19 protein-coding genes and 1 tRNA gene are annotated in these 15,672 nt (G+C 71.1%); 4 read left to right on the forward strand and 16 right to left on the reverse strand.

Annotation, left to right across the window (positions count from 1 at the left end):
* Positions 1–6: 6 nt before the first annotated feature.
* The 11 genes from V1227_RS24645 to V1227_RS24695 form a co-directional block, all read right to left on the reverse strand.
* Positions 7–219: a hypothetical protein gene (locus tag V1227_RS24645; protein WP_329787873.1), complete on the reverse strand. Its 213-nt coding sequence runs from the start codon at positions 217–219 to the stop codon at positions 7–9.
* A gap of 101 nt (positions 220–320) precedes the next feature.
* Positions 321–2,303, reverse strand: a complete 1,983-nt coding sequence (locus V1227_RS24650) for a serine/threonine-protein kinase (protein WP_329787874.1) — start codon at positions 2,301–2,303, stop codon at positions 321–323.
* Positions 2,304–2,519: 216 nt separating this feature from the next.
* Complete coding sequence (locus tag V1227_RS24655) at positions 2,520–2,948, reverse strand: hypothetical protein (RefSeq protein ID WP_329787875.1); 429 nt, start codon at positions 2,946–2,948, stop codon at positions 2,520–2,522.
* Between the two features lie 196 nt (positions 2,949–3,144).
* Positions 3,145–3,519, reverse strand: a complete 375-nt coding sequence (locus V1227_RS24660; RefSeq protein WP_329787876.1) for a cupin domain-containing protein — start codon at positions 3,517–3,519, stop codon at positions 3,145–3,147.
* Between the two features lie 92 nt (positions 3,520–3,611).
* A complete protein-coding gene (locus tag V1227_RS24665) occupies positions 3,612–4,364 on the reverse strand; it encodes a hypothetical protein (RefSeq protein WP_329787877.1) in 753 nt (250 codons plus the stop codon).
* 471 nt (positions 4,365–4,835) lie between these two features.
* Positions 4,836–5,081 carry a WGxxGxxG family protein gene (locus V1227_RS24670; protein ID WP_329787878.1) on the reverse strand — a complete coding sequence of 82 codons (246 nt, stop codon included), beginning with the start codon at positions 5,079–5,081 and terminating at the stop codon, positions 4,836–4,838.
* Positions 5,082–5,391: 310 nt separating this feature from the next.
* Positions 5,392–5,464 (reverse strand) — tRNA-Ala (locus tag V1227_RS24675).
* A 59-nt stretch (positions 5,465–5,523) separates the two neighbouring features.
* A complete protein-coding gene (gene sepX, locus V1227_RS24680) occupies positions 5,524–6,282 on the reverse strand; it encodes a divisome protein SepX/GlpR (RefSeq protein WP_329787879.1) in 759 nt (252 codons plus the stop codon).
* 155 nt (positions 6,283–6,437) lie between these two features.
* Positions 6,438–7,091, reverse strand: a complete 654-nt coding sequence (locus V1227_RS24685) for a GNAT family N-acetyltransferase (RefSeq protein ID WP_329787880.1) — start codon at positions 7,089–7,091, stop codon at positions 6,438–6,440.
* Positions 7,088–8,311 carry a molybdotransferase-like divisome protein Glp gene (gene glp / locus V1227_RS24690; RefSeq protein ID WP_329787881.1) on the reverse strand — a complete coding sequence of 408 codons (1,224 nt, stop codon included), beginning with the start codon at positions 8,309–8,311 and terminating at the stop codon, positions 7,088–7,090. The genes V1227_RS24685 and glp overlap by 4 nt, the downstream gene beginning before the upstream one ends.
* Positions 8,312–8,329: 18 nt before the next feature.
* Positions 8,330–9,214 carry a UTP--glucose-1-phosphate uridylyltransferase gene (locus V1227_RS24695; RefSeq protein WP_329787882.1) on the reverse strand — a complete coding sequence of 295 codons (885 nt, stop codon included), beginning with the start codon at positions 9,212–9,214 and terminating at the stop codon, positions 8,330–8,332.
* A gap of 38 nt (positions 9,215–9,252) precedes the next feature.
* Between V1227_RS24695 and V1227_RS24700 the strand changes: the two genes are divergently transcribed.
* The 4 genes from V1227_RS24700 to mscL all read left to right on the forward strand — a co-directional run bounded on the left by V1227_RS24700 (position 9,253) and on the right by mscL (position 11,274).
* The gene (locus V1227_RS24700; RefSeq protein WP_329787883.1) at positions 9,253–9,819 is read left to right on the forward strand and encodes a 5-formyltetrahydrofolate cyclo-ligase; all 567 of its coding nucleotides are present in this window, start codon (positions 9,253–9,255) and stop codon (positions 9,817–9,819) included.
* A 94-nt stretch (positions 9,820–9,913) separates the two neighbouring features.
* A complete protein-coding gene (locus V1227_RS24705; protein WP_329787884.1) occupies positions 9,914–10,207 on the forward strand; it encodes an FmdB family zinc ribbon protein in 294 nt (97 codons plus the stop codon).
* 72 nt (positions 10,208–10,279) lie between these two features.
* On the forward strand, positions 10,280–10,834 hold the full coding sequence (locus V1227_RS24710; protein WP_329787885.1) for an SAF domain-containing protein: 555 nt from the start codon (positions 10,280–10,282) through the stop codon (positions 10,832–10,834).
* Positions 10,834–11,274 (forward strand): large-conductance mechanosensitive channel protein MscL, encoded by a 441-nt coding sequence (mscL, locus tag V1227_RS24715; protein WP_329787887.1) that lies wholly within the window; start codon positions 10,834–10,836, stop codon positions 11,272–11,274. Before V1227_RS24710 ends, mscL begins: the two co-directional genes overlap by 1 nt.
* A gap of 418 nt (positions 11,275–11,692) precedes the next feature.
* On the opposite strand, the gene V1227_RS24720 is transcribed toward mscL, so the two are convergent.
* The 5 genes from V1227_RS24720 to V1227_RS24740 form a co-directional block, all read right to left on the reverse strand.
* The gene (locus tag V1227_RS24720; protein WP_329787888.1) at positions 11,693–11,875 is read right to left on the reverse strand and encodes a hypothetical protein; all 183 of its coding nucleotides are present in this window, start codon (positions 11,873–11,875) and stop codon (positions 11,693–11,695) included.
* Positions 11,862–12,362, reverse strand: a complete 501-nt coding sequence (locus V1227_RS24725) for a MogA/MoaB family molybdenum cofactor biosynthesis protein (RefSeq protein ID WP_090097306.1) — start codon at positions 12,360–12,362, stop codon at positions 11,862–11,864. Before V1227_RS24725 ends, V1227_RS24720 begins: the two co-directional genes overlap by 14 nt.
* A gap of 5 nt (positions 12,363–12,367) precedes the next feature.
* Positions 12,368–13,228: a sensor histidine kinase gene (locus V1227_RS24730; RefSeq protein WP_329794100.1), complete on the reverse strand. Its 861-nt coding sequence runs from the start codon at positions 13,226–13,228 to the stop codon at positions 12,368–12,370.
* A 23-nt stretch (positions 13,229–13,251) separates the two neighbouring features.
* Positions 13,252–13,938 (reverse strand): response regulator transcription factor, encoded by a 687-nt coding sequence (locus V1227_RS24735; protein ID WP_329787889.1) that lies wholly within the window; start codon positions 13,936–13,938, stop codon positions 13,252–13,254.
* 172 nt (positions 13,939–14,110) lie between these two features.
* Positions 14,111–15,625, reverse strand: coding sequence for a S1C family serine protease (locus V1227_RS24740; protein ID WP_329787890.1), 1,515 nt, complete (start codon positions 15,623–15,625; stop codon positions 14,111–14,113).
* Positions 15,626–15,672 lie beyond the last annotated feature (47 nt).

The raw sequence follows: 15,672 nt of genomic DNA on the forward strand, positions 1-15,672 counted from the left end.
GTCCGCCTAGACCCCTTGCGGGACGGGCGGCGACACGTCGGCGGGGCCTCCCGCGCCTGCACCGGCTCGGGCCGAACCGGAGCACGACGTCGGGTGCGATCTTGCCGTCGACCGCGGCGTGCGAGCCTCCACCGCGTCCCGCACCGAGAGCTCCTCGGCACCGTTGATGCCCCAGGTCGGGATCAGGCGTGCGGCGTGCCAGCTCTCTTCAGCGGTCATCGGGTTCCCCTCGCATGGCGGCGTTGCGGTCAGGAGGCAACGCTGTCGTCGTTGACCCTTTGACGACCGTCAGCCACCGCGCGAGGTCTTCACCCGTTCGCCTACATCGGCATGTGCTTCGTGGGAGGCGGTCCCGGCTTGGTGATCATCTTCGTCACCGGGCCCTCCTTGCTCATCCCCTGCTGGTCGAGGAACTGCGCGAGCTGGCCCCGCACCTGCGCGAGCGTCGGACGGCGGTTCGGTTCCGGGTCCATCGCCGCGAGGAGCAGGCGGGCGTGCGCGCTGTTCTGCGGCAGCTTGGTGATCGGCTCGCCCTGGGCCGCGGCCATCAGCGAGGAGATCGGGTTCTCCCGCGAACCGCGCGGCGGGTGGCCCGTCAGGGCGTAGGAGACCGTCGCGGCCAGCTGCCAGGAGTCCGAGGCCGGCGAGGCCGTCTCGCCCCGCGCCGTTTCCGGGGCGAGGAAGTCCGGGGTGCCGACCATCATGCCCGTGGCCGTGAGGGTGCTGTCGCCCTTGGAGCGGGCGATGCCGAAGTCGATCAGGTGCGCGGTGCCCTGGCCGTCGACGATCACGTTGGACGGCTTCACGTCGCGGTGCAGCACGCCCCGGTCGTGGGCCGCCGCCAGCGCGTCGGCCATGTTCAGCCAGAGGCGGGCGGCGAGCTTGTCGTCGATCAGGCCGTTCTTCAGGACCGTCTCGGACAGCGAGGCGCCCTCGATGTACTCCATGACCAGGGCGAGGCCGTCCGGGTCCTGGACGATGTCGAACACGCGCACGCAGTTCGGGTGGCGGACCGCGGCGAGCGCGCGGGCCTCGCGGAGCATGCGCGCCTCGGTCTCGTTGTCCGGGGCGTGCGCGAGCTTCACCGCGACCGTGCGGTCGAGCTGCTCGTCGACGGCCAGCCAGACCGTGCCGAAACCGCCGGAGCCGAGCTGGCGGACGCGGCGGAAGCGGCCGTTGCCGGGGTTCCAGACCTTGCCCGACTTCTGCACCGGCGCGGGCGACTCGGCGTTGGCCGCACCCGGTCCGAACGGCAGCGGCCCCGGCGTGTCCGCGAGCACCGCCGGGTTCGACGGCTGCGGCGGCGCCGGTTGCGGCAGCACCTCGGCGACGCGGGTCGGCGGGTACTGCTTGGGCGGCTGGTTCTGGGGCTGGGGCTGCGGGTGCGTCACGGGACGCATCGGCCGGTTCATCGGCGCCGGCTGGTACTTCGGCACGTTCGCCGGCTGGTACGGCGGCGGCTTCTGCGACGGGGTGTGCGGCGGCTGGTGCTGCGCGGCCGTGATCGGCTTCGTCGGCGCCTTCTTCTGCGGGAGCTGGGGCTGCGGCGTGCGCGCCACCGGCTGCGGTGGCGGCGAGCTCTGCGGGTTCCGGTCCTGGGACCGGTCGCGGCCGGGGCGGTTCAGCATGGCGGTAGTCAACCCGAAAATCCGCACGACGATTGACCCGATTATCGCAATCGGCAGGAACCCGAGGAGCACGTGCCCGACCAACGTCACGGGGAACGCAGACGTCGTCACGAGCAGTACCAGGAACATCGGCCAGAAGACCCGGCGCGGCCAGTTCGGCCCGAGCCGGAACGCCGACCCCGACTGCAGCATGACGAACAGCAGGCACAGCAGCGCCAGCACGACGGTGATGCACGCGGCGACCAGGAACACCGGCTCCGCCAGCGGCTGCCGGACCACGCCGACGATCGACGGCGCCCCGTCCACCAGGTAGCTGCCCTGCGAGAACGTCCCGAAGCAGGTGGCCTCGTCCAGCGACGCGGACCCCGCGATGGTGCGCCCGCCCAGCCCCTGCACGGTCCCGCGCATGACGAGCCACGGCAGCACCAGGCAGCTGGCGACGCCGAGCACGGTGAAGATCGCACCCGTCACCGGACCGTAGGAGTTGCCCACGACCCGGCGCACCGCGATGGACAGCAGCGCCCCGATCGTCGGGAACAAGCCGAGAACCGCGCCGAGCGCCGTCGTGGTCCACACCCAGTCACCGGGGCAGACACTCGCGCCCACGAAGCCGTGCAGCCACGTGAGCAAGGACTCCGCGAGCCCCACGACGTACACCACCCCTTCCGAGATCACCCCCAGCCTAGGCGCCCTGTCAGCCTACGGTGCGTGATCGGTCTGCGGTGGACGCCACAGCAACCCTTTCCTTGATCACTGCGTTGTACCTCCGTCCCGCCCGTGTACGGCCTCCTGGCACTAACACGTTGCTGTGGACGGCTCCGTTGACCGAAGTCGCCCGGGCTGCACGATTCGTTATCGAAGGCAGCACGGGCGAACGCGGGGAAGAGGACGTCAGCCGGCGAGAACCCGGTGGTCGGAGAAGGTGCGCGAACTGCCCCGCCCCACCGATCCGCCGGACGACTCCACGGCCGGGTCGGGTGCCACCGGCAGGTCGCCGAGGCCCGCGAGGAACTCGACGGTCCACAGGTGCTGCGCCGCCGGATCGCGCTCCGTGCGGGAGTCGCCGAGTCCGTAGGTGGCGACGAGGGTGTTCCGGTGGTCGCGCATCTCGACGGTGATCTGCGAGCCGAGCAGGCCCTTCTCACCGGGTGCGCAGGCCAGTTCCAGGCGGGTGCGGACCCACTGCGGCTCGGTGGCCGGGTCCGCTTCGAGCTCTTCGGAGATCGCGGTGCAGGCGGTGCCGTGGGCGCGCATGGTCAGGGACGCCCGGAAGACGACGAGCTCACCGGCGGTGCAGCCGGTGAGAACGCGCGCTTCCACGGCTGTCTCCGTGCTGGAGACGACAGGACGGGCGGCCGTGCACCGGGCGGCGGGGACGGCCGTGGACGCCGCTGCTCCGCTGGAGGTGACGGCCAAGAGTAATAACGCGGCGACCACAGGTCTCATGAAGAGAAAGCTATTTGTGGCGGCCGCGTTGTTCACCGAACTTCACCCCATAGATGGGTGAGCGCGAAAATCAGTGGTCGTGGTGGTCGTGTTCCGGCGCGAACGGCTGGTAGACGTAGAACATCGTCACCGGCTCATCGCCCGCGATGGTCTCGTGGTCGACGCCCGGAGGCACGAACGCGTAGGAGCCCGCCGTCGCCTCGATGCCGCCGATGCTCACCGTGCCGTCGATGACCCACGTGTGCTGCGTCGCCGACGGGTGGTTGTGGCCGGCGTCGCGCGCGCCCGGTGCCATCTGGATCAGGCCGACGATGGTGTCGCCGTTGGGCGACTTCCACAGCAGCTTGTTCTGCAACCGTTCATCGCCGTGCAGCGGGAACGACTTCAACTGGGCGAGGGCCTCAGCGGACAGGACTGTCACTTCGTCCTGCGGCGCGTCGCTCATGGGCACAGCCTTTCGGGAGCCGAACGGGCTTACGGCCGTTATATAGACGAACGGACCGCCCGCATTACGGCGGGCGGCCCGGTTGGTTCAGGTCAGCTGCACTTCGCGTCGGCGTTGAAGAGCAGGAACGTCACGAGCTTGCCGTTGGCGAAGTGGAAGCTCAGGACGGTTCCGGGCTGGTCGGGCACCGGCACGTCCCAGGTCTTCTCGTCCCGCTGCCGCACGGTCGGGTACGCCGCTTTGACGTCGTCGACCGTCGCCCCCGCGGCGATGCCCTTGGCCGACTTCACCCCGGGAGGCGGCAGCAGCAGGCGGATCCTGTCGCCCGCGAACAGCACGCCACCGTTGGCCTCGCGCGCCTCGGCCCGCTCGGCGCCGCGCTGCGCGGACGCCGCCGCCAGCTCGGCGGCCCTGGCACCTGCCTCGGCGGACGCGGCCGCCTTGGCCGCGTGCGCCGCGAAGGCCGCGGCTCCCGCGTTCGCGTTCGGCATCGGGCCGACCGCCGCCTCGGCCTCGTCGGCGGCCTTCTGCGCGGCCTCCAACTGCTGCTCCGCGGCCGTTTCGTCAGCCGACTCCTTGGCGTCGCGCGCCGGCGCGCCCTGGTACCGGTAGTCCTCGCACGTGCCGGACCTGCCCGCGCCGGTGGCGGCGAGCTCACCGGAGGCGAGCGCGTCCTGTTTGGACATGCCGGGCTTCAGCTTCCCGAAGCCCGTGACGTCGAACGTCTTCTCCTGCACGACTGGCTGCTGGTCGCCCTGCCCGGTCACCGGCACCGGCGAGCAGCCGGCGGCGGTAAGGGCCACCGCCACGACGAACAGCGCTTTCGATCCCCCAAGGTTGTTCACGCGTCGGAACGTACCGACGGGAGGGAGCGGGGCGAATCGAGTTTCCCGGCGCACGCGACCGGTGTGAAAGCGCACTGCCGCCCGGACAACGCAGAAGGCCGCCCACTCCAAAGTGGACGTCCTTCTTGCTCTGTGGACCTGACTGCACAGCATGAGAACTCTTTTGTGGCTGTCAGGGGCCTGAGCTGCTGATCCCACCGGCAGGCTCCCGCGTCAGCGGCGCATACCACCCCGTTCCGCCTGGGACTTCGCCGTCCGATGACGGATCGGACGGGTGATCGACGGTCAGACGACTCGAGGTGAACGGCACGCCGCCCACCTCGGGTAGCTCGTCACAGCGTGGAGTTCAGCAGAACGGTGAGCAGGGCCGACAGCACCAGCATCGTCAGGCGTCCCGCGACCACCCAGGAACTCGATCTGGGTGTTGCCGAAGCGCATGACCGGCTCCCACCCCAGCCGCCCCCGCTCGCGTCACCGCCCCGTGGTGCGGTCGGTGACCTGGTGGCGCTTGCGTCCCGCCAGGCCCGCAAGGCCCAGCAGACCGAGGAGGCCCAGCAAGCCCCAGTTGCCGCTGTCGTTGTCGTCGTTGTTGTCCTGAGCCGTCACCACCGTCGTGCCGCGCGGCGTGGCCTCGTCGGCGAGCGCGGAGGCCGCCGGAAGTCCCGCCAACGCCGTGCCGAGAACGAGTACAGCAATGAGCCGCTTCGCGGTGTCCATGTCGTCTCCTCTGGGCGATCGATGTCCAGAGATCCTGGTTACCGCCGAAAAGATCGTCCATGTGCTGATCGGCGAAGACCACTCATTCGAGTGGAGCGCTCGGCACCCAGCACTTTTCGGAACCCCGCGCCGACCTCCCACACCGGATGCGGGCAGCAAGATGGCTCCTGCGGTCCGAGTTCGCGCTTACCGCGCGCCTCCGGTCGCAAGGCCGTCCGACGACGATGACGGGTACCACCACCTCGGCACAACAACTAAGAAGCGGCACCCGATGAATCGGGTGCCGCTTCTTAGTATGTTGTGCAATTTGTGGAGCTGAGGGGAATCGAACCCCTGACCTTCTCGATGCGAACGAGACGCGCTACCAACTGTGCTACAGCCCCTTGCGGTCTTACGAAGAGAACTATAGCAGTCCCCGAGGGGGTGTTTTCACCACCCCCTCCTAGGCGCCGACGGCCCCCCGGTACCGCAGCGACTCCAGGCCGTCCAGCTCGACGAAGACCGGGTCCTCGTCGTCGGAGTCGACCGGGATCGTGCCCGGACGCACGTGGTGTTCGTAGCGCGGCAACGGCGGCAGAGCGGGCTTGTCCTCGACGACCTCGACCTGGGTGGTCTCGGCCTCCGCGACGGCCTGCGCGGGCTCGGCGACGGCAGCACCGCCGTCGACGTCACCGGCGGTCGCGGCGACGGCGATCGGGGCCTGCTGCTGCTGCTGCTGCGGGCCCGTCGCACGGCGGCGGCGCACCTGCTGCAGGCGGGCGAGCCGGCGTGCGCGGATCTCCTCCTCGATCCGCACCTGCCGGCGCAGGTAGATCAGGTAGCCCACGAGCACCACGTCGAGCGCGGCGTGGCCGTACCAGATCTTCGCGTGGAAGACCCCGGCGGCGATCCCGGTCGCCACGGCGGCGATCAGCAGGAACGCCACCACCCTGCGGCGGAGCGCGTACTTCGCCTGCGCCACCAGCGCGGCGGTCTCGGGGTCGTAGCCACCGCGGCCGCGCCGGAACGGGCGTTCGACGTACTCCTCCTCGTCGAAGTAGTCGTCGTCGATGTCGTGGATGTCGTCGTACTCGGCGTCGGGCATGGCGTCGTACTCCTCCCCCACGCTGCGCGCACTCTCCTGGCGCTTGCGGGCCATCATGGGGACGAGGACCACCAGCCACGCCACGACCAGCGCAACGATGATCAGCGAACTCGGCATTCCCCGTTCACCTCCCCCGGCCCACGCGTGGTGCTGTCACCACGCTAGTCACAACAGTCACACCTGTGTCGGAGGCACGCCGCACGCGGTGCGTACGAAAGTGTGGTGTATCACCCACTTTTGGGTGAAGTGATTACGACGAACGGAAGCATCCGTCAGGGAAGACGGGCCTCTCCGCGTGCGACCAAACGGCGCACCAGACCATCCGGGACTTCTTCGACCGTCAGCGCGAAGCAGAGGTGGTCGCGCCACTGTCCGGCAACATCCAGATAACGCTTGAAGAGGCCTTCTTCGCGATACCCGGACTTCGTCAGCACACGGATCGAGGCCGCGTTCTCGGGGCGCACGGTGGCTTCGAGGCGGTGCAGGCCCGCACCGCGGAAGGCGTGGTCGGTGAGCAACGCCACGGCGGCCGTCGCCACGCCGCCGCCCGCCCGGTCCGCGGCCACCCAGTAGCCGATCCACGCGGACAGCAGCGAGCCGCGCACGATGTTGCCGACGGTGATCTGACCCGCGACCTCGCCGTCGACGAGGATCATGAACGGCAGCGTGGTGCCGCGCCGGGCCATCGAGCGCAACGACGACCACTGGGCGGGCCAGGACAGCGTCGCGTTGCGCTCGTCCCAGCCCTCCTGCGCCGTGGGCTCCCACCGCTCCAGGTAGGCGCGGTCGCGGATGCGCAACTTCGACCAGTTCGAGCCGTCGAACAACCGCGGACCGCGCAGCTCAACGGTTCCCGCGCGCACCTGGAGAGGTCCCAGCCGGACGGGCCAGCCGGGGTGCCTGCCCAGGTCCGCGAAAGCGCTCATCCACGCTGCGCCAGGAAGCTCACCAGCACCTCTTCACCGACGGAGACCTCCGTGACGTCCTCGTCGACCATGATCAGGCAGTTGGCCTCGGCCAGTGACGCGAGCAGGTGCGACCCGGACGTGCCGAGCGGCTGCACCAGGTACTCGCCGTTGTCCGCGTCGCGCAGCAGCTGGCCGCGCAGGAAGCCCCGGCGGCCCTTCGTCGACTGCAGCGGGGACAGCAGCCGCGCGGAGACCGCGCGGCGGTACGGGTTCTTCTTGCCCAGCGCCGCCCTGATCAGCGGCCTGACCAGCACCTCGAACACCACGAGCGCGCTCATCGGGTTCGCGGGCAGCAGGAACGTCGGCACGGCGTCCGGGCCCAGCCGCCCGAAGCCCTGCGCGGAGCCGGGGTGCATGGCGACGCGGGTGACGTCCATGTCGCCGAGGTCGGCCAGCGCGGCCCTGACCTCGTCCCCGGCCGAGCCGCCGACGCCGCCCGCGATCACGACGATCTCCGACAGCAGCAGCCGGCCCTCGACCACCTCGCGCAGCCGGCGCGGGTCGGCCGACATGATGCCGACCCGGCTGACCTCGGCCCCCGCGTCCCGCGCGGCGGCGGCCAGGGCGTACGAGTTCACGTCGTAGACCTGGCCCTGCCCGGGCGTGCGGTCGACGTCGACGAGCTCCTCGCCGAGCGAGATGACCGACACGCGCGGACGGGGGTGGACGAGCACCTTGTTGCGCCCGACCGCGGCCAGCAGACCCACCTGGGCGGCACCGATGGAGGCACCGCGGCGCACGGCGACGTCGCCGGTCTGCACGTCCTCGCCGGTGCGGCGGACGAACCCGGCGGACGGCACGCTGCGGCTGACCGTCACCTTGGCCTGGTGGCCGTCGGTGTACCCGAGCGGCACGACGGCGTCGGCCAGCGTCGGCAGCGGAGCGCCCGTCGCGATCCGCACCGCCTGGCCCGGCTGCAGCCTGCGCGGCTGCCGGGAGCCCGCCGGGATCTCCCCGACGACCGGCAGCTGCACGGGGCTCGCGTTCGCACCGGACACGTCGACGCTGCGCACCGCGTAACCGTCCACGGCGGCCTGGTCGAAGCCGGGCAACGCGCGTTCCGCGACGACCTCCTCGGCGCAGAGCAGGCCCTGCGACTCGGAGATCGCCACTCGCACCGGTGCGGGCCGCACGGCGGCCGCGATCACCCTGGCGAGCTGCTCGTCCACTGACCTCATCTGATTTGGTCCTCGCGCTCAGGAGTTGTCGAGGCGTTCCCGCAACCACTCGCGCAGATCGGGTCCGTACTCCGGGGTGTTGAGTGCGAAGTCAACCGCAGCCCGCAGGAATCCGGCGGGATTGCCGAGGTCGTGTCGCCCGCCGCGGTGGACGACGACGTGCACGGGGTGCCCCTCGTTGATCAGCAGCGCGATGGCGTCGGTGAGCTGCAGCTCGCCACCCGCGCCGGGCGTGATGCGCTTGAGGGCGTCGAAGATCGCCCGGTCGAGCAGGTACCGGCCGGCCGCGGCGAACGTCGACGGCGCTTCCTCGGGCTTCGGCTTCTCGACCATGCCGACGACCTGCTTGACGTCGTCGCTGCCGGTGTCGCGGACGTCGAACACGCCGTAGGCGGAGATCTGCTCGCGCGGGATGTCGAACGCCAGCAGGACGCTGCCGCCCTTCTCCTGGCGGACCTCCGCCATCTTCTTCAGCGCGCCGGTCGGCAGGATGATGTCGTCGGGCAGCAGCACCGCGACGGCCTCGTCCTCACCGGTCAGGTTGCCCTCGGCGCAGCCCACGGCGTGACCGAGCCCGAGGGCCTGGTCCTGGATCGCGGTCTCGGCCTTGATCAGCCGGGGCGCGCGCTGGATCTTCTCGACCAGGTCGGTCTTGCCCTTGTCGGTCAGCGACTGCTCGAGGTCGGGGTTCTCGTCGAAGTAGCCCGCCACCGACGCCTTGGTCGGCGAGGTCACGATGACCAGCTTCTTCGCGCCGGCCTCCGCCGCTTCCCGCGCCACGTACTCGATGGCGGGGGTGTCGACCAGCGGCAGCAGTTCCTTCGGCACGGCTTTGGTCGTGGGGAGGAAACGGGTGCCCAGACCGGCCGCGGGCACGATAGCGGTGTGGAAGGCGCTGCTCATGGGCTGCGATGCTAACGACATACCGAGGGATACCCACCATGACGTCCGCTCTTCGCGACCGGAAGGCCGCGTTGCGTTCACTGTTGCTGGCCGCGCGCAGTTCGTTGCCCGCCGACGTCCGCGCCGCCGAGGCCGCCGCGCTGGCCGCGCACGTCGCCGCCCTCGACGTCGCCCCTGACCGGACCGTGTGCGCGTTCCTGCCGGTCGGATCGGAGCCCGGTGACGCCTCGTGGCTCGGCGGGCTGCGGTGCCGGGTGCTGCTGCCGGTCGTCACGGGGGCCTCGCCGCTCGACTGGGCCGAGCACACCGGGACGGGTGGTCTCGCGCCGGCGGCGTGGGGGCTGCTGGAGCCGACCGGGCCCCGGCTCGGCGCCTCGGCGATCGCTGGAGCGTCGCTCGTGCTCGTGCCCGCGCTGGCCGTGTCGGTGGACGGGGTGCGGCTCGGGAAGGGACAGGGGCACTACGACCGCTCGTTGCCGCTGGTCACAGCCCCGCTGGTGGCCGTGGTGAGGGACTGCGAGGTGCTGGACGAGGTGCCCGCGGAACCCCATGACGTGCGGATGAACGGCGTGTTGACGCCCTCGGCGGGACTGCGGTGGCTGTGATGTTGACCTGGGGTGTTTGCGCTCCGGGAAGGTGCTGGGCGAAAATCGTGTTGGCACTCACAACGGTCGAGTGCCAGATCTAGGAGCGAACCCAGTGCCTACGTACCAGTACGCCTGCACCGCGTGTGAGCACCGGTTCGAGGCGGTGCAGTCGTTCAGCGACGCCTCCCTCACCGAGTGCCCGGAGTGCTCGGGCAAGCTGCGCAAGCTCTTCGGCGCCGTCGGTGTCGTGTTCAAGGGCAGCGGTTTCTACCGCACGGACAGCCGTTCCGGCTCGGCCAAGAGCACGTCGTCGTCCACGACGCCCTCCTCGACGTCGACGTCGACCTCGGCGTCCTCCTCGGACTCGAAGCCCTCGACGAGCGCTCCGGCGGCCGCGGCCTCCTGAAGATCGCGAGTTGTCCACAACTTGCGGCTGAGCCCCGTTCGACCTGCCCCTGACCGCCCTACGGTCAGGGGCATGACCCTTTCCAGCACCGCCGTCGACCGGATCCGCTCCCTGGCCCGCCGCCGTCCTCCCGCCGCGTCGCGCCGCCTGCTGGCCCTGGGGCTGGTGCTCGCAGCCCTGGTGACGGCCTTCTGGCCGGACGTGGGCCATCCCGCCGTGGTCGCCTCGCGAGATCTACCCGCCGGGGCCGCGCTCACGGCCGCGGACGTCCGCGTCGTATCGCTGGCGGAGCCGTTGCCCGGCTCGTTCTCCGGTGCCGGGGCCGTGGTGGGCCGTGCGCTGTCGTCGCCGGCGCGGGCGGGGGTCCCGCTGACGGACTTCGACCTCGCCGACGCTGCGGGCGACCAGGCGTCGGTGGCCGTGCGCGTGGCCGACCAGGGCCTCGCCGGCGTGGTGCGGATCGGCGGCAGGGTCGACGTGGTGTCGGCGTCGGGCGAGGTGCTCGCCGAGAACGCGTCGGTGCGGGAGACGCGCGGTCAGGTCGTCGTGGTCACGTTGCCGAGACTTAATGCGACTCGTGTGGCCGCGATGTCACTGGACCACCCATTAGCGGTTACTCTCCGCTGATGCTGAAGGGATTCAAAGACTTCCTGATGCGCGGGAACGTCGTCGACCTGGCCGTGGCCGTGGTCATCGGCACTGCGTTCACCGCGATCGTCACCGCGTTCACCACGAGCCTCATCAAGCCGCTCATCGCCTCGCTCGGCAGCGCCGAGACGAAGGGGCTGGGCTTCTACCTCCGCTCCGGCAAGGAGGACACCTACCTCGACTTCAGCAACGTCATCAACGCCGCGATCAACTTCCTGATCGTCGCCGCGGTCGTCTACTTCGTCCTGGTGCTGCCGATCAAGAAGATCCAGGACCGCCGCAAGAGGGGCGAGGAGGCGGGCCCGGCCGAGCCGACGAGCGTCGAGCTGCTGATCGAGATCCGCGACCTGCTGGCGAACCAGCAGGACAACCAGCCGCAGACCACCCTGGTGCAGGACCGCCGCGGCCCCGCGATCTGACCTCCGACCGTCCCCGCCGAGACGAAGCGCGCAGCCGCCGCCCGAGCTGCGGTGCCGCGCGCTTTGTCCTGGCCCGACGGCTTGAGGTTGGGCCGGGGGCTCGTCGAGGGCTCGCCGCCGTGGTGGGGCGAGGCATGCGAGGTGTGAGCATTGCCGGACGGGCCGCGGGCGGGTGATGTGCCGCGGCTCCGCGCTTTGTCCTGGCACGACGGCCAGAGGTCCGACACGAGCCCGTCGGAGGCTCACCGAGGCACGTTGTGCGGCCGCAAGTAGACGGCGTGCGGCGATCGACAGGCCTAAGGCGTCCCATGAAGCCCGGCTAACCGCTCACCAACGCCAGACAGCTCCACAGAGCCGTAGGCAGCACCCGGCATCACACCGAGCCACAACCAGCCCGGCGCGACCAGCGCACGGCTGCTCAGCCGCCGTGGTGCGGTGGCCTGTTCTCGCGGTACCAGGCCTCGCGGTCGTCCGCCGAAGCCCCGCCGCCGCGCTCGTCCGACGTCGTCTCCGGCAGCACGTCGCCGAACACCTCGGCCAGCCGGCGACGGCGCGCTGCGGCGTCGTCGTCGGCCGGCTTCGGCGACTCACTCTTCGTCAAGACCGCTCAGCTGCTCGATGACGTAGGGCACCAACGCCGACAGCGTCGCCATGCCGTCGCGGACCGCGGAGCGCGAGCCCGCGAGGTTCACGACGAGCGTGCTGCCGGAGACGCCGGCGAGGCCGCGCGAGATGCCCGCGTCGACCGCGCCCGCGGCGAGGCCGGAGGCGCGGAGTGCCTCCGCGATGCCGTGGAGCGGGCGGTCGAGCACGCCCTGCGTGGCGTCGGGGGTGACGTCGCGCGGGGACACGCCGGTGCCACCCACGGTGACCACGAGGTCGACGCCGCCGATGACGGCCGTGTTGAGCGCGGCCCGGATGTCGACCACCTCACCCTCGACCGCGACGGTGCCGTCGACGATGAAGCCCACTTCTTCGAGAAGCTCGGTGACGAGAGGCCCGGAGTTGTCGTCCTGCTCACCGTGCGCCACCCGGTCGTCCACGATCACGACCAAAGCGCGGCCAAGGCGCTGCGCGCTGCGTTCCATACCGATCACCGTAGCGGGAGTCGGACTTCGAAGCGGCAGCCAGGACCGTGGTTCTGCGCGTGGATCCGGCCGTGGTGCGCCTCGACGAGGCCGCGCGCGATGGAAAGGCCCAGTCCGGCGCCGGACGGGTTGCGCGCGGACGAGCCGCGGAACCCCACGTCGAACACCTGGGGCAGCACGTCTTCGGGGATTCCGCCGCACGCGTCGTCCACGCGCACCACGGCTTCCGGTCCGTCCACACCGACTTGGACGGCGATCGCGCCGCCCTCCGGTGTGTGGCGGATGGCGTTGGACACAAGGTTGCGCACGACACGCATCAGTTCCGGGTCGGAGCCCCGCACGACGGGCCACGTGCGGGCGTCCGCGCGCAGCTCGACGCCCTTCAGCCCCGCGACCGGGCGGGAGGCGGCGACCACGTCGCTGACCACGTCGGCCAGGGCGACGTCGTGCATCGGCAGGTTCAGCGCGCCGGCGGTGATCCGGGAGAGCTGGAAGAGGTCGTCCACGAGCTTCGAGAGGTGGTCGGCCTCCTGCGCGATCTGCTTGGCGTAGACGGCGACCTCGCCCGGATCGGACACGACGCCGTCCTCCAGCGCCTCGGTCATCGCCCGGATGCCGGCCAACGGCGTCCGCAGGTCGTGCGAGATCCACGCCACCAGCTGGCGGCGGGCCGCCTCCGCCTCGCGCTCCCACATGGTGCGGCGCGCGACCGCCCGGCCCAGCATGATCGAGAACGGCACGGTGACCAGGCCGACCAGCGCGCACACGACCAGCGCGGCGCCCATCATCGGCGTGAACATGAAGCCGCTGACCACGAGCACGCCGGCGATGGTCGCGACCACCGGCACGATGACCATGACGGTCATCGCGGTGGTCAGCGAGACGCGGCTCAGCCTGTCGAACACGGGTCGTACCGGTAGCCGACGCCCCACACCGTGCTCAGCCGGCGCGGCTTCGCGGGGTCTTCCTCGATCTTCTCGCGCAACCGTCGCACGTGGACGGTCACGGTCGACTGGTCGCCGAACTGCCAGCCCCACACCCGCTCCAGCAGCTCGGCGCGGCCGAACGCCTTGCCGGCGTTGCCGATCAAGAACGCCAGCAGGTCGAACTCGCGGGTGGTCAGCTGCAGCGGCCGGTCGTTCACCGTGGCGGTGTGCGCGGCGACGTCCAGCACCAGGTCGCCGTCCCGCACGACCCGCGGCTCGTAGGACCGGTGGGACCGGCGCAGCACCGACGAGACGCGCAACGCGAGCTCGCGCGGGCTGAACGGCTTCGTCACGTAGTCGTCCGCGCCGATCTGCAGCCCGGCGATGCGGTCTTCCTCCTCGCCGAGCGCCGTCAGCATGACGACGGGCGTGCTGCCGCGTTCCCGGATCCGCCGGCACACCTCGAGGCCGTCGATGCCCGGCAGCATGAGGTCCAGCACCACGATGTCCGGCTCGTGCGCGACCATCAGCCGCAGCGCCTGCTCCCCGTCACCGGCGAGCTCCACCTCGTACCCGGCGTGTTCGAGGTAGCGGCGCACGACATCGCGCACCGTCGTGTCGTCCTCGACGACCAGCACCCGCTCCACCACGGCACCACGTTAACGCCAGGAACGCCGGACGGGCCCACGACGTCATGAGGACGTAAGGAGAGGCCCGGACCTGTGTGCGGGGCAGGTGCTCACAGGTCCGGGCCTCTCCGGGGTCGTCACGCTCGGGTCGGGAGGGCGGCGGCGGATGCCCCGGACCCGAGCGTCCCCCGACCTACCCCACCTCGACGCCGTCGAGGGTGGCTTCCACCGTCCTGTTGTCGGACAGCGTGATGGTGACCTTGTCGCCGGGCGCCTTGGACCGGACGGCGGCCACGAGCGTGTCCGACTCGTCGATGCGGCGGTCGCCGAACCTGGTGATCACGTCCCCGGCCTTCAGCCCGGCCTTCTCGGCCGCGCCGCCGGAGGTGATCTCGGAGATCCGGGCGCCCTGCTCGGTCGACTCGACCTTGACGCCGAGCACGGTCTGCCTGGGCTTGCCGGTCTTCACGATCTCGTCGATCGTGCGGCGCGCCTGGTCCATCGGGATGGCGAAGCCGATGCCGACGGACCCGGCCTGGCCTCCCGCGGAGTTCGGGCTGTAGATCGCCGAGTTGATGCCGACGACCTGGCCCTGCATGTTCACCAGCGGGCCGCCGGAGTTGCCGGGGTTGATCGCGGCGTCGGTCTGGATGGCGTTCAGGACGGTCGCCTGCGAGTTGCGGGCGTCGCCGCCGGCGGAGACCGGGCGGTTCAGCGAGCTCACGATGCCGGAGGTGACGGTGCCGGACAGCTCGAACGGCGACCCGATCGCGACGACGCCCTGGCCGATCTTCAGGTCGGCGGAGTTGCCGAGCTGCACGACCGGCGCACCCGAGATGCCCTCGGCCTGGATGACGGCGATGTCCGAGCTGGGGTCGCGGCCGAGGATCTTCGCGGTGGCGGTCTTGCCGTCCTGGAACACGACCTTGATCGTGCCGCCGGCCGCCGCGCCCTCGATGACGTGGTTGTTCGTCACGACCTGGCCGTTGCTGGAGATCACGAAGCCCGAGCCCTCGCCGGCGCCGGACCGCGTGACGACCTGGATCTGCACGACCGACGGCAGCAGCCTGTTCGCCACGTCCTCGACCGAGCCGGCCGGGGCGTTGCTCGTCTGGGACGCCGGGCGGGGCGCGTCGAGCGAGCTGACCGCGGACGAGTCGTTCGCGAAGTTGTAGCCCAGGTAGCCGCCGAGGCCACCGGAGAGCCCGCCGACGAGCAGCACGAGGGCGGCGACGCCCGCCACGACCTTCCCGCGGCCCTTGGGGCGCGGTGCGGCGGGCGGGGGCTGGAAGCCGGGCGGGAGGTAGTACTGACCCGTCTGCGGGCCCGCGAACGGGCCGGAGGGCGGTCCGGCGGGGTGCTCCGCGCCGAACTGCGCGGTCGTGGCGCCGGGGCCGAACGGGTGAGGTTGGCCGGACCCGGGAGGAGGGAGCTGCCGGCCGGGTCCGGACCCGCCGAGCTGCGCCTGGCCCGCGTCAGGTGAGGGCACCTGCGGCTGGGCCGGGGTGAAGGAGGCAGGAACGTCGCCCAGGCCCGCCGGGGCGCTCTGTGCCCCGGCCTGGCCGGATCCCCCCTGCAAAGGATCCGGCCGGCCGGGACCCGGCTGCGACGGGCCCTGCTCCCGCGCGCCGGAGTCCGTCTGACCGGCGCTCGGCTGCACGGAGTCGGGCTCGTCCGGCTGCTGCGCTGGCTGGTTGCTCTCGGTCATGCCCATAGTTTCGGATGTCGTCCTGAGAGAACCCTTAAACCAGCCTG

The sequence above is a fragment of the Lentzea sp. DG1S-22 genome (assembly GCF_036321065.1).
Classification (GTDB): Bacteria; Actinomycetota; Actinomycetes; order Mycobacteriales; family Pseudonocardiaceae; genus Lentzea; species Lentzea jiangxiensis.